This window comes from Streptomyces sp. NPDC030183 (genome assembly GCF_055573455.1).
On record NZ_JBVIBK010000006.1, the window covers coordinates 163737 to 182288 of the forward strand.

12 protein-coding genes and 2 tRNA genes are annotated in these 18552 nt (G+C 73.2%); 9 read left to right on the plus strand and 5 right to left on the minus strand.

Annotated features, from left to right (window positions below; all coding sequences use genetic code 11):
- Positions 1–88 precede the first annotated feature (88 nt).
- Together ACZ4Z2_RS09335 and ACZ4Z2_RS09340 are read right to left on the minus strand one after the other, a co-directional pair.
- On the minus strand, positions 89–5638 hold the full coding sequence (locus ACZ4Z2_RS09335; RefSeq protein WP_468073998.1) for a PAS domain-containing protein: 5550 nt from the start codon (positions 5636–5638) through the stop codon (positions 89–91).
- 483 nt (positions 5639–6121) lie between these two features.
- Positions 6122–6685, minus strand: a complete 564-nt coding sequence (locus ACZ4Z2_RS09340; protein ID WP_468074000.1) for an SSI family serine proteinase inhibitor — start codon at positions 6683–6685, stop codon at positions 6122–6124.
- Positions 6686–7092: 407 nt separating this feature from the next.
- Between ACZ4Z2_RS09340 and ACZ4Z2_RS09345 the strand changes: the two genes are divergently transcribed.
- Positions 7093–7183: transfer RNA gene (locus tag ACZ4Z2_RS09345), tRNA-Ser, on the plus strand.
- A 189-nt stretch (positions 7184–7372) separates the two neighbouring features.
- Positions 7373–7445, plus strand: a tRNA-Arg gene (locus tag ACZ4Z2_RS09350).
- Positions 7446–7815: 370 nt separating this feature from the next.
- Here the strand turns inward: ACZ4Z2_RS09350 and ACZ4Z2_RS09355 are convergent.
- Entirely contained in the window at positions 7816–8301 is a 486-nt protein-coding gene (locus tag ACZ4Z2_RS09355; protein WP_468074002.1) for an MSMEG_6728 family protein, read from the minus strand.
- An 86-nt stretch (positions 8302–8387) separates the two neighbouring features.
- Here ACZ4Z2_RS09355 and ACZ4Z2_RS09360 point away from each other — a divergent pair, with 86 nt between their 5' ends.
- The 7 genes from ACZ4Z2_RS09360 (at position 8388) to ACZ4Z2_RS09390 (ending at position 16873) form a co-directional block, all read left to right on the plus strand.
- Positions 8388–8840 carry a hypothetical protein gene (locus ACZ4Z2_RS09360; RefSeq protein ID WP_468074003.1) on the plus strand — a complete coding sequence of 151 codons (453 nt, stop codon included), beginning with the start codon at positions 8388–8390 and terminating at the stop codon, positions 8838–8840.
- 153 nt (positions 8841–8993) lie between these two features.
- Positions 8994–9890, plus strand: coding sequence for a DUF2797 domain-containing protein (locus ACZ4Z2_RS09365; protein WP_468074005.1), 897 nt, complete (start codon positions 8994–8996; stop codon positions 9888–9890).
- 201 nt (positions 9891–10091) lie between these two features.
- Positions 10092–10499, plus strand: coding sequence for an antibiotic biosynthesis monooxygenase family protein (locus tag ACZ4Z2_RS09370; RefSeq protein ID WP_468074007.1), 408 nt, complete (start codon positions 10092–10094; stop codon positions 10497–10499).
- Between the two features lie 251 nt (positions 10500–10750).
- Positions 10751–11491, plus strand: coding sequence for a response regulator transcription factor (locus ACZ4Z2_RS09375; protein WP_468074009.1), 741 nt, complete (start codon positions 10751–10753; stop codon positions 11489–11491).
- The gene (locus tag ACZ4Z2_RS09380; protein WP_468074011.1) at positions 11488–13110 is read left to right on the plus strand and encodes a sensor histidine kinase; all 1623 of its coding nucleotides are present in this window, start codon (positions 11488–11490) and stop codon (positions 13108–13110) included. Before ACZ4Z2_RS09375 ends, ACZ4Z2_RS09380 begins: the two co-directional genes overlap by 4 nt.
- Before the next feature lie 26 nt (positions 13111–13136).
- Entirely contained in the window at positions 13137–14624 is a 1488-nt protein-coding gene (locus ACZ4Z2_RS09385) for a bifunctional glycosyltransferase family 2/GtrA family protein (protein ID WP_468074013.1), read from the plus strand.
- Positions 14621–16873 carry an ArnT family glycosyltransferase gene (locus ACZ4Z2_RS09390; RefSeq protein WP_468074015.1) on the plus strand — a complete coding sequence of 751 codons (2253 nt, stop codon included), beginning with the start codon at positions 14621–14623 and terminating at the stop codon, positions 16871–16873. The genes ACZ4Z2_RS09385 and ACZ4Z2_RS09390 overlap by 4 nt, the downstream gene beginning before the upstream one ends.
- Before the next feature lie 127 nt (positions 16874–17000).
- Here ACZ4Z2_RS09390 and ACZ4Z2_RS09395 read toward each other — a convergent pair whose 3' ends face one another.
- Positions 17001–17471, minus strand: a complete 471-nt coding sequence (locus ACZ4Z2_RS09395; RefSeq protein WP_468074017.1) for a PPOX class F420-dependent oxidoreductase — start codon at positions 17469–17471, stop codon at positions 17001–17003.
- Between the two features lie 243 nt (positions 17472–17714).
- A complete protein-coding gene (locus tag ACZ4Z2_RS09400) occupies positions 17715–18545 on the minus strand; it encodes a YceI family protein (protein WP_468074019.1) in 831 nt (276 codons plus the stop codon).
- Positions 18546–18552 lie beyond the last annotated feature (7 nt).

Here is an 18552-nt window from a genome sequence, read left to right on the forward strand (position 1 = left end):
GAACAAGCCGGAGCAGCCTGGAACCACTTGGGGCACTGTTTCACGTGAAACAGTGCCCCAAGTGGCGTTGCCGACGGCCTCGGTCCACTCAGTTCGTGCCGATGCGGGCCAGGAGGTCCACGATGCGGGTCTGGACGTCGGGGCTCGTCGAGCGTTCGGCGAGGAACAGGACGGTCTCCCCCGAGGCCAGACGCGGGAGTTCGGCCTGGTCGACGGCGGCGGTGTAGACGACGAGCGGGGTGCGGTTCAACTGCCCGTTCGTCCGCAGCCAGTCGATGATCCCGGCCTGGTGGCGGTGGACCTGGAGCAGATCCATCACCACGAGGTTGGGCCGCATCTGCGCGGCGAGGGTGACGGCGTCCGTGTCGGAGGCCGCCCGTGCGACCTGCATGCCACGCCGTTCCAGCGTGGCGGTCAGGGCGAGCGCGATCTCCGCGTGCTCCTCGATCAGCAGGACACGCGGCGGATGCTGCTCGGAGTCACGCGGCGCCAGCGCCTTCAGCAGGACGGCCGGGTCGGCCCCGTACGCCGCGTCACGCGTCGCCTGGCCGAGCCCCGCCGTGACGAGCACGGGCACCTCGGCGGCGACCGCGGCCTGACGCAGCGACTGAAGGGCCGTCCGCGTGATGGGACCGGTGAGCGGGTCGACGAAGAGGGCGGCCGGATAGGCGGCGATCTGCGCGTCGACGTCCTCACGCGAGTTCACGATGACGGGCCGGTAGCCGCGCTCGCTGAGCGCCTGGTGGGTGGGCACGTCCGGAGCGGGCCACACGAGCAGCCGGCGCGGGTTGTCCAGCGGCTCCGGCGGCAACTCGTCGTCCAGCGGCTGCGGCTGGGGCCGGTCGGGGACCTCCACCGCACCGCCGGGACCGTCCAGCGGCTCGGGACCTTCGTCCGCGTTCTCGTCCGGGGCCCCTATGGCGTACGACCGCCCGGCGCCGTCGGTGTTGCCCACCAGCCGGGACTGCCCGGCCAGGGAGGGCTGGGGAGGCAGGGGGACCTGCCCGGCGAGCGAGGGCTGGGGCGGCAGCGGAACCTGTCCCGCGAGTGACGGCTGCTGGCCGGTCTGAGCGGGGAGCGGGATCTGCCCGCTGCCATTGCCGCTGCCGTTGCCCTTGGCTTGACCGGGCTGCGGGTGGGGGCGCGCGGCCGACTCGGCGCGGTCACCGGCGGGCTCGGGCGGCGTACCGAGCTTGCGGCGCCGACCGGAACCGCCGGGCTGGTTCGGGGCCGGGGTGGACCCCGGCTGGGGCTGGCCCTGTGTCGGGGGCTGGCCCTGACGGGCGAAGGGAACGCCCTGGCCCAGCGTCCGCACGCTGATCGCCCGGCCCTGCGTCGAGTTGGGGTCGAGCGACGCGACGGGCCCGGTGACCGGAGCCGCCTCGGCGGGCAGCGGCTGCGCGGCACGCGGCTGCTGCTGCACGGCACGCTCAGGCGGCAGGGGAGTCCCCGACGACGGCGTCGACTGCGCAGGCAGCGGCGCCTGCGCAGCCGTCCCGGGGGCGCCTGCCACGGGGACGCCCGCGGCGGAGGTCTCGTGCCCGGGGTCGGGCCAGGACTGGGGCTGCGGCTGAGCCTGCGGCGTCGTCTGCGGAGCCGCGGCCTGAGCGGGGATGGGCTGACCGCCGCCGGGCACGCCCTGGGCGGGCACCGGCTGGGGGGCGCCCTGAGCACCCGGTGCGGCACCCTGCGCGGGCACGGTCTGACCGGGGGCGGCCGCCACCTGGGCCGGACCCTGCTGCGGGGCACCCTGGGGCGATACGGCGACGGCCTGCTCGGCGCCGCCGGCACCTCCCTGGGCGGGCACGGGGTACGCACCCGCGACAGGAACGGCGACGGGCTGACCGGGGGCCGGGGCCTGGGCCTGGGCCTGGGCTTGGACCTGTGCCTGTGCCTGGGCCGGAACGCCGACCGGCTGACCGGGGGCCGCGGCCTGACCGGGTACCGGCTGGGCGGGACCGGCGACACCCTGGGGCGACTGTACGGTGCCGGGTACCGACTGGGCGGCGACCCCGGGGGGAGCACCCTGGGCGGGCACGGGCTGGGGGGCACCCGGAAGCCCCTGGGCGGGGATGGGCTGACCGGTAGCCGCCTCCTGCGCGGGGGCGGGCGCCATGGGAACACCCTGGGCGGGTACCGGCTGAGCGGCGGGGGCGCCCTGCGCGGGGACGGGTTGCCCGGGGACAACCTGTCCGGGGACGCCCTGTCCGGGGACGGCCTGTGCCGCCGGGTCGCCCTGCGCGGGCACCGGCTGGCCCGGCACCATCTGCGGAGGGATGCCCTGAACGGCCTGACCGGGCGGAACCTGCGCGGGCACCGGCTGGCCGGGGGCGACCTGGACCCCGGCGTCACCCTGCTGTGCGGCGGGGCGGACGGCTCGGCGGCGGCCGGTCGGCGCGGGCAGCGGGTGCGGCTGCGGCGGGGTGTGGTCGTCCGCCGGGTTGCGCAGCGCGGCGTCATGACGCCCGTCGTCCACACCACCGGCGGGAGCGCCCGGCACCTGCCCGGCGGCGACCGCCTGGCCACCCCCGGGCGCCTGCGCGGCATCGCCAACCGGTACGGCGCCCTGCGCGGCGGCGGCGACACCGGGCACTCCGGCGGCCCGCACCTGCACCTGCGGCTGAGCCTGCGTCTGACCTTGGACCTGTGGCTGCGGCTGGGGTTGGGGTTGGAGGTGGGCAGCGTCACCCGGTGCCTGGACCTGACCCTGAGGCTGCGCCTGGGCCACGGGCTGGCCGAGCCCGGCGGCGGGAACCGGGGCCCCGGCGGGCACCATCCCCCCGGTCGGCACGGGCGCGGCACCGGGAATCGGCTGCCCGGCGGCCACGGGCCCCGCACCGGGCACCGGCCCCACACCGGGAGTCGGCTGCCCGGGTGGCACGACCCCACCAGACGGCACGACCCCACCAGGCGGTACGACCCCACCCGGGACTACGACTCCTCCTGCGGGCTGGGCCGCACCGGCGGGCACCATCCCCCCGGCCACAGCGGCCCCCTGGCCCCCCTCACCGTCGTACGCCTCCGTCCCGTGGGCGCCCTGCGAACCCTGCGCGGGCACCGGAGGCATGGCCACGGCCCCGGCGGACGCACCCGGTGCACCCGGCACACCCTGCGCACCCGGCACCCCCTGTGCACCCGAGGTGCCGGGCCCGCCCTGTGCCCCCGGCACAGGTACGGGCACGGGACCGAGTCCGGCGTTCTGGTCGTACTCGGGCCCGCGGTCGGCCTCGGCCGGCGGCAGCGCGAAGACGGCGCGCCCGGAGGGCTCGGCGGCGGCACGCTCCTCCGCCTTGGCCAGGGCACGGCGACGGCGCCCGGTGGGCTGGCCTCCAGCCGTGTCACCGGAGCCGGAGCCGGTACCGGCGCCGCCGGTCACGGCGTCGGGAGAGGGGGTCGTGGCCGGGCCGGCGGGCAGCGCGGGCGGCAACGCGTTCTGAGCGGCGGCGGGCTCGCGGCGCGCCCGTCGTCCGCTGGGCGCGGGGACGCCCTGCGGCGGCACGGTCCCGCCGAGCCCGGTGGCGGTGGCAGCGGTCCCGGCGGCATGCTCGGCCGCCGTGACGACGGCGCCCTCGGCGGCGACGGACTCTCCGGCGCCGTCGGCCGCGGCCGCCCGGCCGCGCCGCCGTCCGGTGCCCTCGGCCTCGTCGGCGCCACCCTGCGCGGGAAGGGGCGCCTCGGCGGCGGTACCGCCCTCGGCGTCCTCGGCCCTGCGCCGGCGCCGCCCGGTGGGAGGCGCGGCGGAAGCGGCCTCCGCCTCGGGGGTCTCGTCGCCCTCCAGGAACGCGTCCACGGACGACCGCCGGGCCCGGCGCCGCCCACCACCGGCTCCACCGGACCCACCGGCGGCCTGCTCGGGCAGCGCCACCTCGGCACCGGCGGCCATGGCACCGGCGTCGGGAGCCGACTCGGGGGGCAAGGCTGAGGACGGCTCCGGCTCGTCGACGGCCACGACCGGGGCCTGGACGGGAACCGTCCCGGCGCCGCCCCCGAGCGGCACCTCCAGTACGTACGCGCTGCCGCTCATCCCGGGCACCTCGTGCGTCTGCAGCACGCCGCCGTGCGCGCGCACGATGCCCTGGACGATCGGCTGGTGCACCGGGTCTCCCCCGGCGTAGGGCCCACGGACCTCGATCCGTACGACCTCGCCGCGCTGCGCCGCCGCGACGACGACGGTGTTGTCCATGTAGCCGCCGGTGGACATGGGCGCGTTGCCGGTCGCGTCGACGCCGGCGACGTCCGCGATGAGGTGCGCGAGGGCGGTCGCGAGCCGGGTCTGGTCGACCTCGGCCTCGATGGGCGGCGCGTGCACGGCGAACTGCACCCGCCCCGGCCCGACCAGTTCCACGGCCCCGTCGACACCGGCGGCCACGACCGCGTCGAGCATGACCGTCGTACGGACGAGGCCGTCCTCACCCGCGTCGATCCGCTGGTACCCGAGGACGTTGTCGATCAGGGTCGTGATCCGCGAGTAGCCGGCGGTGAGATGGTGCAGCACCTGGTTGGCCTCGGGCCACAGCTGCCCGGCGTCGTCGGCGGCGAGGGTGCCCAGTTCGCTGCGGAGCTGGTCGAGCGGGCCGCGCAGGGAGGTGCCCAGCACGGCGAGCAACTGCTCGTGCCGCGCGGCCAGCGCCTCGTAGCGGTCCTTCTCCCGCTCGCCGAGGGCGGCGTACCGCTCGTCACCGGCGGCGATCTCCTCGGCGTGCTTCTCACGCAGCTCGGTGAGTTCGGAGGTGTGCTTCTCCCGCACGCCCTCCAGTTCCTCGGCGTGCTCCTCGGTGAGCTGCCTCAGCTCCTCCGCGTGCCGCTCCGCCTCGGCGTTCTTCTCCTCGGCGAGCTGGTCGTACGGCCGCCGGTCGGTGAACGTCATCACGGCCCCGACGAGCTGGTCCCCGTCCCGCACCGGCGCGGTCGTCAGGTCGACCGACACCTTGTCGCCGCTCTTGGACCACAGCACCTGGCCGCGCACCCGGTGCTTGCGCCCGGACCGCAGGGTGTCGGCGAGCGGCGACTCGCCGTACGGGAAGGGGGAGCCGTCCTCCCGGGAATGCAGGACGAGCGTGTGCAGCTCGCGCCCGCCGAGATCGCTGGCCCGGTAACCCAGTATCTGGGCGGCGGCCGGGTTCACGAGGACGATCCGCCCGTCGGTGTCCGTCCCGACGACGCCCTCGGCCACGGCCCGCAGGATCATCTCGGTCTGCCGTTGCGAACGTGCGAGTTCGGCCTCGGTGTCGACGGTGCCGGAGAGGTCCCGCACGACCAGCATGAGCAGCTCGTCATTGGCGTAGCCGTAACCGTCGTACGCCTGCTGTCCGTTCTCCAGATTCGCGCTTGTGACCTCGACCGGGAACTCGCTGCCGTCGGTCCGGCGGGCGATCATGCGGGTCGGCTTCGTCCGCCCGGTCGGGTCCATGGTGTCGGGCCGGCGCATCGAGCCCGGGATGAGCCGGGAGTCGAACTCGGGCAGGAGGTCCAGCAGCCCGCGCCCCACGAGGGCGGTACCCGGGGTCTCGAAGGTCTCCAGGGCGATGGTGTTCGCGTTGACGACGGTCCCATTGGCGTTGACCAGCACCAACGCGTCGGGCAGCGCGTCCAGTATGGCTGCGAGGCGAGCAGCGCCTCGGGATGGCCTGCTGCTCACGAGACGCTTCCTCCCTGTTACCGCATCTTGCCGACCGCCTGGGCCATCTTGCCAACCGGCCCGCAACGTGTCACGCGAGGGAGTCTACGGGCAGAGGTTGCGCTCGCGACGCCGGATGAGAGGGAGGTCGCACACCGAACATACGGAGAAGCCGTGACCGTGCGTTTTGCCGAACGACCCGCCTCGCGGCACATATGTACGGCACCTACGGCCCCCACTCGGCTTATGGGCATATGCCGTGGGAGTTATCGGGGGAGGGGGTTGGGAGGGGGCGCGCGGAGGCGGGGACGGGGGTGTGCCGTGAACGGGGGGAGGGCGGATGGGGCCGTGATCGCGGAGCGGGCGGGAGGTGCCGTGATCGCGGAGCGAGTGAGCCGGTGACCGGTTGACCGGTTGATCGGTTGACCGGTTGACCGGGTGACCGGGTGACCGGGTGGGCGGCTGAGGCGGGGGCGGGCCGGTGATCGGGTGGAACCGGTGGCGTTACTGACGGAGGTCGGGGAGTACGGGTACGAGCGCGTCCCAGCGGGCGATCTCGCAGCCGTTGCCGCGGTCGAAGCGGGCGTCGACCTGGCGGCCGGCCCAGGTCCCGGTGACATGGGCGGTGGCCGGTCCGCCGTAGAGCATCGTGCACACGGTGCCGGGCTGGACGGGGGCGAAGGGGTCCTTGCCCCAGGTGGTCCGCCGGTCGAGCTGCCCGCAGGCGTCCCGGGCGTGCGGATGACTGCCCCCTTGAGGATGGCAGCGCAGCTCGAACCGTCCGTCGACCCGGCCACCGGCACCCCGGACGGTGACGACCAGCCGGTCCTGCGGCTCGGCGAGGGGGACGGGCAATGACGTCCTGGGGAGCACGTCACCGACACGGGGCAACCCGTCGGCTGCGTACGCGACCGGAGCGGCGGCGGGCGAGAACGCCCCGGCGGCGGCCGCGGCGAGGGAGGCGGCGGCACCGAGCAGGAACCGGCGAGCTGTGCGGCCGGAAGTCGTGTCGCCGGGGACGGCGGTCGAGGGCGTGTGCGGAGGTGTGGGGGGAGGGCTCTGCAACATGACCTGACTAACGCCGGGTGGGTCCCATGGTTGCGGAGGGGGGGCGGTGCGAGGGGAGAGGGAGAGGCGGGCGGAGGGGGTGCTGGGGTGACCGCACCGATCCGGCCCTCCCCGGCGCCCGACTCCCGGCGCTCCCCGGTGCCCGACCCCCGGCGCTTCCGGCGCTTCCGGCGCTCGCGGCGCGAGCGTCCGGCCTGCCCGCTGCAACCGATCTGGTCCATCCGTGGCGGCCGATCCGGGGCGCCCCTGACGAACCGTTCCCGAATGCCCTCCGACCCGCCGCGACGTGGCATACGGCTTTGCCCTGCGGCCTCTCCGCCTAGTACCGTGGGAGGCGATTGGTGACAGCCCACTCGGCTGTGACATCATCTGCACGCACCACTCGCGCTCGCGCGGGCGGTTGTGCTGGAGGCGTCGCCTAGTCCGGTCTATGGCGCCGCACTGCTAATGCGGTTTGGGCCTTAAAGCCCATCGAGGGTTCAAATCCCTCCGCCTCCGCGCTTGATCACCGAAGCCCCGGTCCACGCGACCGGGGCTTCGTCGTTCCCGGGAGCGCCCGCCAGAGCATTTCCGCAGGTCACAAGGGGTGCGGCAAACGGATTTCACATGGCGACGGCAGTCATGTAATGTTCTTCCTGTCGCCGAGAGCGGGCCGAAAGGACCGGGACCGGCGAGAAAACAGAACAAGCACTCGTAGCTTAACGGATAGAGCATCTGACTACGGATCAGAAGGTTGCAGGTTCGAATCCTGCCGAGTGCACACAGGTCAAAGCCCCCTCGGGATCATCCCGGAGGGGGCTTTGTCGTGCCCTGCGGCAGCGAAGTGCAGCAGCTTGGGGATCTTCACCCAGGCCGTGCTCTCCTCCGCAGTCACTACCGCCGTTGCCTTGTTCACCTCTGGTTCCGCGACGCTCCAACGCCCAAGAGGCACTGTTCCCGGTGCAGATGCTCACCGATGACGAGACGCTGAGCCGGGCCGCGGAGGACGTACTCACAGACGTCCGCGCTGTCCAAGGCGGACGGCAGAACGAGACTCGACGACGCCAGGGTGCGGACCCGTGACGACATCAGCCGACTCGTCAGAGCAGCCAAGCAGCACCTGTGAGGTGCTTGCATGTACGCCGGCCGCCTCACGGTCCGGGGATCGGCGTCGTCGTTCTGTCTGAGGTGGGCCAGATGTAAGGGAGGTCGTCCGGGGTGTCGGGGAAGAGGGGGGTGTAGGTGGTGGGGTCCTTGCGTAGGAGGGCTGAGCGGTGGCTGCGGTGGAACGATGCGTCGCCCAGCCAGGGGGGTAGCTCGCCCGCCTTCTCCAGGGGGCGCTGGTGGCGGACCTGGGCCCCGGGGCGGAACGCGAGGAGGTCGGCCACGAGAGTGGCCGCGCAGCTGTCCTGGTGGCCCTGTTCGCGCCACACCGCGCAGACGTCCAGGCCGTAGCGGACGAGCGCTTCCTCGTACCCGGCCCACATCCGTACCGCCGGATGGTGGCGCCAGCCGTAGCCCGGTACGACGAGGCCGCGCAGTACCTGCAACGCCTCGACCCGCTGTTTGCCGAGGCGGCGGCGGTCCAGGGCGAGCGCCGACGCCCGGAAGTCGGGGTAGGGCAGGAACGTCTGCATGGCAGTGGCACGAGTACCGCGTGAGGACCCTGACACACACGATCTCGGCCGAATGCCGACCGGAGAAAACGGGCACTTCGGGAATCATGAATGCTCAGTACGACGGCCCCGACCGTGCTCACCAGCGGCCCCAGGGTCTCAGCGATACGACGGTGGAGGCGCTCGGAGCGCTCTCCAAGGCGCTGGAGATGACCGAGCGGGCCCGCGGCCGCCTCTACGACTTCCACCAGCTGACCGGTGGTGCCGATCTCGAACTCGACCGGGCAGTGCGCCTGCTGCGGGAAGCCGGGCATCCGGAGTGGGCCGAGCGGGTGCGGACGGAGATCCTCGGGCGCAATGTCATCCCCGGGCACTGGACGTTCCAGATCGTCGAGGCCTACAACGACACCTACTACGAGCCGTTCAAGGCGCTGGAGAAGAGTGCCGTGGGTGAGCTGGCCGACGGGCGGGACCATCTCTACGAGGCGGAGATGAAAGAGGCCCGCCGCACGGTCGGCCACCCCGCCCACACCGCCAGGCCGGAGAGCAGCGGTTCGTGACCGGACCTGACAGTGACGGGTTGCGAGTGGCCTGGCCTGGCCTGGCCTGGCCTGGCCTGGCCTCGCCCGGGGTTGCCCTGGGGCCTCGCCGTTTCCGCAGGTCGGTCGCATGGGCGGGCGGATTGTCAGTGGTGCCCCCTACTGTCGTGAGGGATGGCACACGCGTGGAGATGTACCGGGCTGCGGTGGGGCGGCGCCGAGCCCTGTCTGGTGTGGGAAGGCGGGCGGAGGAGTCCCCTGCCTCGGGGGAAGGCGGTGGTTTTCGGGGTCGCGGACGGGGGCGTACGGACATGCGTCGGGGCCCGGGGGCATGCCTGCCCGGTGCGGGCCGGGGTGCCGGGGCGGAGCACCGGGGCGCGGTGCGACGAGTGCGCGCGGCTGGACCGGGCGCACTCCGTGGCGGCCGACGCCATCGCCGATGACCCGCGGCCGTACCACGTGTACCTCGCGTGGTTCGGGCCCGGCCTGGTGAAGGTCGGGATCACTGCCGTCGAGCGGGGGCCGGCGCGGCTGCTGGAGCAGGGGGCGGTGTGCTTCGCGTGGCTCGGGCGGGGGCCGCTGATGGCCGCCCGGCGGACCGAGGAGGTGCTGCGGGCCGCGTTGAAGGTGCCGGACCGGATTCCGTACGCCGAGAAGCGGATGCTGCGAGCCGCTCTACCGGAAAGGGAGGAGCGCGGTGGGGAGTTGGCGGCGGTGCACGGGCGGGCCCTCGCCCTGCCGGGGTGGCCGGAGTCCCTGGAACCGGTGGCGTTCCAGGCGGTCGATCACTTCGAGGTGTTCGGGCTGGGCGGGCTGCCGGCCGCCGACGGGGTGGTGAGCGAGTTGGTCGCCGGTGGGGTCGTCGGGGGTGAGGTGCTCGCCGTCGCCGGGCCCGATCTGCATCTGGCCACCGGGCGGGGTGTCGTCGTCCTGGACACACGGCTCATGACCGGGTGGGAGTTGACCGCTCCTGCCGGCGGGACCGCGCGTGACGCGGTCACCGTGCCGGTCAGGGAGGCGAAGGAGCGAGGGGGAGGGGCAGGGGGAGGAGTGCAGGACGGGTTGTTCTGAGACGGGGAGACTTCTGACGTTCCCTTGGGGAGGCTGCTGACGTTCCCTCGGGCGGGGCATTTGACGTTCCCTTGGGTGAGGCTTCCGCCGCTCCCTTGGGTGACGCTTCCGCGGCTCCCTTGGGTAAAGACTTCGATCCCCTTCGGATCCCGTTCGGAAAGGTGCTGGACGGCGGCCGACGGCCGGCGCGACAGTGGCGACATGAGCGATCAGCGGATAGCACCTGTCCCGGCCTTCGAACCGCCGTACTACGCCGTGGTGTTCACCTCCACGCGGACCGAGGACCAGAGCGGGTACGGGGAGACGGCCGAGCGGATGGAGGAGCTGGTGAAGGAGGTGCCGGGATACCTGGGAATGGACCATGCCCGGACACCCGGCGGACTCGCCATCACCGTGGGGTACTTCCGGGACGCCGACGCCCTGGCGCGGTGGCGCAGCGACGCGGAGCACCGGTCGGCCCAGAAGCGGGGACGCGCCGAGTGGTACGAGAGCTACACCCTGCACGTCGCCAAGGTCGAGCGCAGCCACGGGTTCGTGAAGGAGGCGGCGAGGACGGGTCCCGAGGAGAACGGCTCGGCAGGCGGTTCGGGGAGGGGGAGCGAAGCATGAACGCGCTTGCACAAGGACGGGGCAGGGGTGGGGGCGCGCGTCCCGTTTCCTGTGGGGTGGGAGGCTGTGGGATCGCGGTGAGGCGCGCAGGAGAAAACCCTGCGGTGGGCAGGAAATGCCTGGTCGGAGGAGGTGTGTCCCGGACGGCGGGGATCTTCCTAGGGACTCCCTGAGAGGCGCCTGTGTGTTTCTCAGGAAAATCACAGATTCCAGAAAGGGTGTTCTCAGAGGACCCCGACAAGGTGTCCAGCATGACCACGACCTCGCCCCAGGGGCGCACCGAACTGCTGAGGCCGGACGGGAGCCCCGTCCGAGTGCTTGTGGTGGACGACGAACTGTCGATCACCGAGCTGCTGTCCATGGCCCTGCGCTACGAGGGATGGCAGATCCGGAGTGCGGGGGACGGCACGGGGGCCCTCCAGACCGCGCGAGACTTCCGGCCCGACGCCGTAGTCCTGGACATGATGCTCCCCGACATGGACGGGCTCACCGTTCTCGGGCGGCTGCGGCGTGAGCTGCCGGACGTGCCGGTGCTCTTCCTGACCGCGAAGGACGCGGTCGAGGACCGGATCGCGGGGCTCACCGCCGGCGGCGACGACTACGTGACCAAGCCGTTCAGCCTGGAGGAGGTCGTCGCCCGGCTGCGGGGCCTCATCCGGCGCTCCGGCGCCGCCGACCGGCGCTCCGAGTCGGTGCTCGTCGTCGGTGACCTCCTGCTCGACGAGGACAGCCACGAGGTGTCGCGCGGCGGGGTCGACATCCACCTCACCGCCACCGAGTTCGAGTTGCTGCGGTTCCTGATGCGGAACCCGCGGCGGGTGCTCAGCAAGGCGCAGATCCTCGACCGCGTGTGGTCGTACGACTTCGGCGGCCAGGCGAACGTGGTCGAGCTGTACATCTCGTATCTGCGGCGGAAGATCGACGCCGGGCGCGAGCCGATGATCCACACGCGGCGGGGAGCCGGTTACCTGATCAAGCCCGCCGCGTCATGAGCGGGCGACGACGGACGCGTACACGGTGGTGGTCGCAGCTCGGGCCGGGACGAGGGAAGCGGCGGCCGCGCACACTGCGTACGCGGCTCGTCGTCTCCGCGGTGGCGCTGATCGCGGTGGTGTGCGCGGTGATCGGGACCGTCACCACGATCGCGTTCGGCCGGCACCTGGACGAGCAGCTGAACAGCCAGGTCAAGGAGATCGCCCGGCGTGCCGCCGGGGGCCCCGTGAGGCCGGACGGCGACGCCATGGGCGGCGGGCGCCCGCCGGACGGGCTGTTCGGGTTGGTCACCAACGGCGGCACCGAGGCGAACACCGTCGTCGCACAGGTCAGCAGCACCAGCGGCGAGATCACCCGTGCGGTGGTCGCCAAGGAGAAGAAGTCCGACAGCGAGGTCTTCGAGGGCATGGCGCCCAAGCCCCTCGACGACGCACAGACCGCCGTCCTCGGCAAGGTGCCGAAGACCGGCACCCACGATGTCGACATCCCCGGGCTCGGGGAGTACCGGGTGCAGTACGACGAAGGGGGCCGGGGCAACTTCTACGTCGCCCTGCCGACCGCCGCGGTCACCAGCACCCTCAACACCCTCGTCGTCGTGGAGCTCAGCGTCACCGGCGCCGGGCTCGTCGCCGCCGGGATCGCCGGGTCCGCGCTGGTCGGAGTGGCCCTGCGGCCCCTGCGGAAGGTGGCGGCCACCGCGACCCGCGTCTCCGAACTGCCCCTGCACACCGGCGAGGTCACCCTCAACGAACGCGTGCCCGAGTCCGAGACCGACCCGCACACCGAGGTCGGACAGGTCGGGGCCGCCCTCAACCGGATGCTCGACCACATCCACGGCGCCCTGCACGCGCGGCAGGAGAGCGAGACGCGCGTACGGCAGTTCGTGGCGGACGCCAGTCACGAGCTGCGGACTCCGCTCGCGTCCATCCGGGGCTACGCCGAACTCACCCGCCGGGGCCGGGAGGAGATCGGGCCCGACACCCGGCACGCGCTCGGCCGCATCGAGTCCGAGTCCGGGCGGATGACGCTGCTCGTCGAGGATCTGCTGCTGCTGGCGCGGCTCGACGCCGGGCGGCCGTTGCGGTTCGAGCGGACCGATCTGATCCCCCTCGTCGTCGACACCGTCAGCGACGCGCGGGCGGCCGGGCGGAGTCACAACTGGCGGCTCGATCTGCCCGACGTGCCGGCGCTGGTGTCGGCGGACGCGGCACGGCTCCAACAGGTCCTCGTCAACCTGCTGGCGAACGCCCGTACGCACACACCGCCCGGGACCACGGTCACCGCGCGTGTGCAGCGGCGCGGGCGGTGGATGTGCGTGGACATCGAGGACGACGGGCAGGGCATCCCCGAGGAGTTGCTGCCGCATGTCTTCGAACGGTTCGCGCGCGGGGACTCCTCGCGGTCCAGGGTGTCCGGCTCGACCGGCCTCGGGCTCGCCATCGTGCAGGCCGTGGCCGACGCGCACGGCGGTGCCGTGACCGTCGACAGCGTGCCCGGCAGGACCGTGTTCACCGTGCGCCTGCCCGTCCTCGGCGGCCACCCCGGGCCCCTCCTCGACGCCGCCGCGCACCCGCGGCCCGACTCACAGGCACAGCACAGCGTCACCACACGGGCATAACAGAGCGGGTCGCGAATGTACGGGGCATGCGAACCGACTCTTCTCCCGGCACCCTGCCGGCGCGGGAGCACCTCCCGGCCACAGACGCCGGTACGCCTGTCCTGGACGTAGTGATCCCCGTCCACAACGAGGAGAAGGACCTCCAGCCGTGCGTGCGCGGACTGCACGAGCACCTCGCGCGGACCTTCCCCTACGCGTTCCGCATCACCATCGCGGACAACGCGTCCACGGACTCCACCCCCCTGGTGGCGGCGCGGCTGGAGGCGGAGCTCCCGGAGGTCAGGGCGTTCCGGCTGGAGCAGAAGGGGCGCGGGCTGGCCCTGCGCGCCGTCTGGTCCGCCTCCGACGCCCCGGTCCTCGCCTATATGGACGTGGACCTGTCGACCGACCTGAACGCCCTGCTGCCGCTGGTGGCCCCGCTGATCTCCGGTCACTCGGACCTCGCGATCGGCTCCCGGCTCGCGCGTTCCTCGCGGGTGGTGCGCGGCCCCAAGCGGGAGCTCATCAGCCGCGCGTACAACCTGATCCTGCGCGGCTCGCTCCAGGCCCGCTTCTCGGACGCGCAGTGCGGGTTCAAGGCGATACGGCGGGACGTGGCGCAGGCGCTGCTGCCGCTCGTCGAGGACACCGGGTGGTTCTTCGACACCGAGATGCTGGTGCTCGCCGAGCGGGCCGGGCTCAGGATCCACGAGGTGCCGGTCGACTGGGTCGACGACCCCGACTCGACCGTCCACATCGTGAGGACGGCCACCGACGACCTCAAGGGCGTGTGGCGCGTCGGCAGGGCCCTGGCCACCGGGTCGATCGCCCTCGACCGGCTCGCCCGCCCCTTCGGGGACGACCCCCGCGACCGGGAGATCGAGGACGTACCGCGCGGCCTCGCCCGCCAGCTCCTCGGCTTCTGCGTCGTCGGCGGTCTGTCCACCCTCTTCTACCTGCTGCTCTACAGCGGCTTCCGCACGTTGGCGGGGTCGCAGACCGCCAACGCGCTCGCCCTGCTCGTCTCGGCGATCGCCAACACGGCGGCCAACCGGCGCCTCACGTTCGGCGTCCGGGGGCGGGGCGGGGCCGTCAAGCACCAGGCGCAGGGCCTGGTGGTGTTCGGCGTCGGCCTCGCCCTCACCAGCGGCTCGCTCGCCGCCCTGAACGCGGCGGCCGACGACCCCGCGCACTCCACGGAGCTGGCCGTCCTCATCGCCGCCAACCTCGCGGCCACGGTGCTGCGGTTCCTGCTCTTCCGCGCCTGGGTCTTCCCCGACCGACCGGGGCAGCCCGGCCCCTACGCCCCGCAGGACCGGCCCCAGCCGACGGCCCATCGCCCGACCCCGGCCCACCTCCCGACGACGGCCCATCGCCCGACCCCGGCCCACCTCCCGACGACGGCCCATCGCCCGACCCCGGCCCACACGAGCCCGTTCAGCGTCGTTGACGGCGCGGACCGCGGCCGGGGGGACGCGACCATGCGGATGCGGCCGGTGCGCCCGCACGACCAGGATTCGAGGAACACACGATGACCACGCACTCCGGCACGACGACGCAACAGGGGGACCCCAGCCCCGCCGACCCCGGCTGGGGGCCGCCCACGACGGGAACAGCCGTCCAGGACGCGGCGGTCGCGGACGCGGCCGGCCCGCCCACGGCCCCCGGCGGCGCGGGTGAGCCCCGGCAGCCCCTCGGCCGGCGGATGTGGCGCGGGCGCCCGGAGGACAACCGCTGGGTGCGCCCCGGTTTCCTCCTCGCCCTGCTGCTCGTCGGCGGCCTCTACACCTGGAACCTCACCGCCTCCGGGTACGCCAACTCCTTCTACTCGGCGGCCGTGCAGGCGGGCAGCCAGTCCTGGAAGGCCCTCTTCTTCGGGTCGCTGGACTCGGCCAACGCCATCACCGTCGACAAGCCCCCGGCGTCACTGTGGCCGATGGCCCTGTCGGTACGGCTGCTGGGCCTGAACTCCTTCGCGATCCTGTTCCCGCAGGTCCTGATGGCCATGGCCACCGCCGGAGTGCTGTGGGCGGCCGTACGCCGCCGTTTCGACGCCACGGCCGGCTTCCTCACCATGGCGGTGTTCGCGTTCACGCCCGTCGCCGCGCTGATGTTCCGCTTCAACAACCCGGACGCCGCCCTCGCGTTGCTGATGGCCGCCGCGGTGTACTGCACCCTCCGCGCGATGGAGAAGGCGCAGACGAAGTGGCTGGTCTGGGCGGGTGCCGCGATCGGCCTCGCCTTCCTGGTGAAGACCCTCCAGGCGTTCCTTATCCTGCCGGTGCTCGCACTCGTGTACGTCGTCTTCGCCCCCGGTACCTGGAAGAAGCGCGTCGGCCAGGTGCTGCTCGCCGGGCTCGCGATGGTCGTCTCCGGCGGCTGGTGGGTCGCGATCGTCGAGCTGTGGCCGGCGTCGTCCCGCCCGTACATCGGCGGCTCGCAGAACAACTCCTTCCTGGAGCTGACCTTCGGCTACAACGGCCTCGGCCGCATCAACGGCGAGGAGACCGGCAGCGTCGGCGGCGGGGGCGGCGGCAACGGCGGCGGCAACTGGGGCGAGACCGGCTGGGACCGGATGTTCGGCTCGAACATCGGCGGCCAGATCTCCTGGCTGATCCCCGCCGCGCTGATCCTGCTCGGCGCGGCGATCTGGGCCATGCGGAAGCTGCGGCGCACCGACGGTACCCGCGCCGCGTTCCTCCTCTGGGGCGGCTCGCTGCTGATCACCATGGTGGTGTTCAGCTTCATGCAGGGCATCTTCCACGAGTACTACACCGTGGCCCTCGCCCCCTACGTCGCGCCGCTGACCGGCATGGGCGCGGCCCTGCTCTGGGAGCGGCGCGCCGAGGTGTGGGCGTCGCTCACCCTGGCCGCCACGATGACGGTCACCGCGGTCTGGGGGTACGCCCTCCTCAACCGCTCCTCCGACTACCTCCCCTGGCTGAAGTGGGTCGTGCTGGTCGGCGGTCTGTTCGCCGCGCTCGGCCTGGTCTTCACGGCCAGGCTGGGGCGCCGACTGGCGCTCGCCGTGGTGGGCCTGAGCTTCGTCACCGCGCTCGCCGGCCCGACGGCGTACACCCTCACCACGCTGGGCGAGGGCCACACCGGCTCGATCGTCACGGCCGGCCCGCCCGTCCAGGGCGGCCGGGGCGGCGGTCCCGGAGGCGGTGGCATGGGTGGCGGTCCCGCTGGTGCCGGTGGTCCCGGTGGCGGCGGTATGCCGGGCCAGCAGGGCCAGAACGGCAACGGCCAGATGGGCAACGGTCAGATGGGCAACGGCCAGCACGGCAACGGTCAGATGGGCCAGCCTCCGACCGGCGGCTTCGGCGGCGTCCCGAACGGCCAGCGGGGCCAGCAGGGGCAGGGCAACGGCCACACCGGTAACGGCGGCGGGCGCGTCGGCGGCATGGGCGGCCTGCTCAACGGCGCCAGCGTCAGCGACGAGGTCAAGGAACTGCTGGAGAGGAACGCCGGGGACTACACCTGGGCGGCCGCCGCGATCGGCGCCCAGAACGCGGCGAGCTACCAGCTCTCCACCGGTGAACCCGTCATGGCCATCGGCGGCTTCAACGGCACCGACCCGTCCCCCACCCTCGCGGAGTTCAAGAAGTACGTGGAGGAAGAAAAGATCCACTACTTCATCGCCGGCGGTTCCGGCGGCGGCATGGGCATGGGCGGCCGGGCCAACGGCACCTCCTCGCAGATCAGCTCCTGGGTCCAGGAGAACTTCGAGTCGGTGACGGTCGACGGCACGACGTTCTACGACCTGACGCGGGCGAAGTAGCCACAACATCGACGCACAGCGGGCGGTGCCCCGGGGTGAGGACGAGACCCCGGGGCACCGCCTCGCCTGGTCGTACCGTCCGACGCGGCTGACCGGGGGCGGGGGCCAAGGCCCCGGCGCCCGGCCCTCAGCCCTCCTCGGCCAGCCGTGCCGGGAAGCCGCCCGTGGCCACCGGGCCCCAGCGCTCGGGGGTGATCCGGATGATCGACTTGCCCTGCTTGACCATCGCCTCGCGGTACTCGTCCCAGTCCGGGTGCTCACCGGCGATGTTGCGGAAGTACTCCACCAGCGGCTCCACCGACTCCGGGACGTCGAGGACCTCGGCGGTCCCGTCGATCTGGACCCAGGGGCCGTCCCAGTCGTCGCTGAGGACGACGACGCTCACCCGCTCGTCCCGCTTGGCGTTGCGGGTCTTGGCGCGCTCGGGGTAGGTCGAGATCACGATGCGGCCCGAGTCGTCGACCCCGCAGGTCAGCGGCGACGCCTGGGGGCCGCCGTCGGCGCGCCGGGTCAGCAGGAGCGCCCGGTGCCGGGGGCGTACGAAGTCGAGGAGCTCTTCGAGGGAGACCTTGGTGTTGGTCGCGATGTTCCGTGCCATGCGCACAGCGTAGGGCCGGGTCCCCGGCGTGAGCGGGCCACCCGGCACCCGTCGCCCTCCAGCCGTGAGCGGGCACCCGGCGTCCGTCGCCCCCCTGGCGTGAGTGGGCGATCCGGCGTCCGTCGCCCCCCTGGCGTGAGTGGGCGATCCGGCGTCCGTCGCCCCCCTGGCGTGAGTGGGCGATCCGGCACCCGTCGCCCCCAGCCGTGAACCGTCGCCCGCACCACCCGTCGCGCCCACCCGTCACCCGCCCCCGGGCAGGCTCTCCCCCCGCACGGCCTGGACGTCCAGTTCCACCTTCAGGGTGGTGCCGATGGCCGCGATGCCCGCCTGGAGGACCTGGTTGTAGTTCATCGCGAAGTCCTCGCGGCGCAGTTCCGTCGTCGCCCGGAACGCGGCGCGTGTGCCGCCCCACGGGTCCGGGCCGGTGCCGAGGTACGCGAGGTCGAGGTCGACCGGGCGGACGACGCCGCGCAGGGTCAGCTCGCCGTGGACCGTCCAGCGGTCCGGGGCGACCGGGCTGAGGCCCGTCGACACATAGGTGATCTCCGGGTGGCGTTCCACGTCCAGGAAGTCCGGGGACCGCAAGTGGTCGTCCCGCATGCCGTTGCCCGTGTCGATCGAGGCGGCCCGGATCACCGCCGTCACACGGGACTTGGTGCCCTCGTCCGGGGTGGGGGCGATCTCGATCGCGCCGGAGAAGTCGGTGAACCGGCCCCGGACGCTGGAGATGCCCAGGTGCTGGGCGACCGCCGCGACGGACGAGTGGGCCGGGTCGACGGTCCAGGGGCCGGGCGGCGGGAGTTCCGTGCCGCCGAGGCGGGTGAGGGTGACCGTGCCGACCTCCGCCCTGCCGCTCGCGGTGACGAGGGCGCTCGACGCGACCGGCCCGTACCCGACGGCCGTGACGATCACCGTGTACGCGCCGGGCGGGAGCGCCGTGGGCTCGCGCACCACCCCCTCAGCGTCGGCCTCGGCCCGCAGCACCTGCGTGCCGGCCATGTCGGTCACCGTGACAACCGCGTGCGACACGGCCCAGCCGTCCCTCGTACGGATCCTCGCGGTCAGTCCCATGTGCGCG

What these genes read in the sequence shown, in the direction of transcription:
- ACZ4Z2_RS09390 (WP_468074015.1), top strand. Translation starts at nt 14,621, where the DNA reads ATGACCACGCACTCCGGCACGACGACGCAACAGGGGGACCCCAGCCCC.
- ACZ4Z2_RS09355 (WP_468074002.1), bottom strand. Translation starts at nt 8,301, where the DNA reads ATGCAGACGTTCCTGCCCTACCCCGACTTCCGGGCGTCGGCGCTCGCC.
- ACZ4Z2_RS09360 (WP_468074003.1), top strand. Translation starts at nt 8,388, where the DNA reads ATGAATGCTCAGTACGACGGCCCCGACCGTGCTCACCAGCGGCCCCAG.
- ACZ4Z2_RS09400 (WP_468074019.1), bottom strand. Translation starts at nt 18,545, where the DNA reads ATGGGACTGACCGCGAGGATCCGTACGAGGGACGGCTGGGCCGTGTCG.
- ACZ4Z2_RS09395 (WP_468074017.1), bottom strand. Translation starts at nt 17,471, where the DNA reads ATGGCACGGAACATCGCGACCAACACCAAGGTCTCCCTCGAAGAGCTC.
- ACZ4Z2_RS09365 (WP_468074005.1), top strand. Translation starts at nt 8,994, where the DNA reads ATGGCACACGCGTGGAGATGTACCGGGCTGCGGTGGGGCGGCGCCGAG.
- ACZ4Z2_RS09370 (WP_468074007.1), top strand. Translation starts at nt 10,092, where the DNA reads ATGAGCGATCAGCGGATAGCACCTGTCCCGGCCTTCGAACCGCCGTAC.
- ACZ4Z2_RS09375 (WP_468074009.1), top strand. Translation starts at nt 10,751, where the DNA reads ATGACCACGACCTCGCCCCAGGGGCGCACCGAACTGCTGAGGCCGGAC.
- ACZ4Z2_RS09380 (WP_468074011.1), top strand. Translation starts at nt 11,488, where the DNA reads ATGAGCGGGCGACGACGGACGCGTACACGGTGGTGGTCGCAGCTCGGG.
- ACZ4Z2_RS09385 (WP_468074013.1), top strand. Translation starts at nt 13,137, where the DNA reads ATGCGAACCGACTCTTCTCCCGGCACCCTGCCGGCGCGGGAGCACCTC.
- ACZ4Z2_RS09340 (WP_468074000.1), bottom strand. Translation starts at nt 6,685, where the DNA reads ATGTTGCAGAGCCCTCCCCCCACACCTCCGCACACGCCCTCGACCGCC.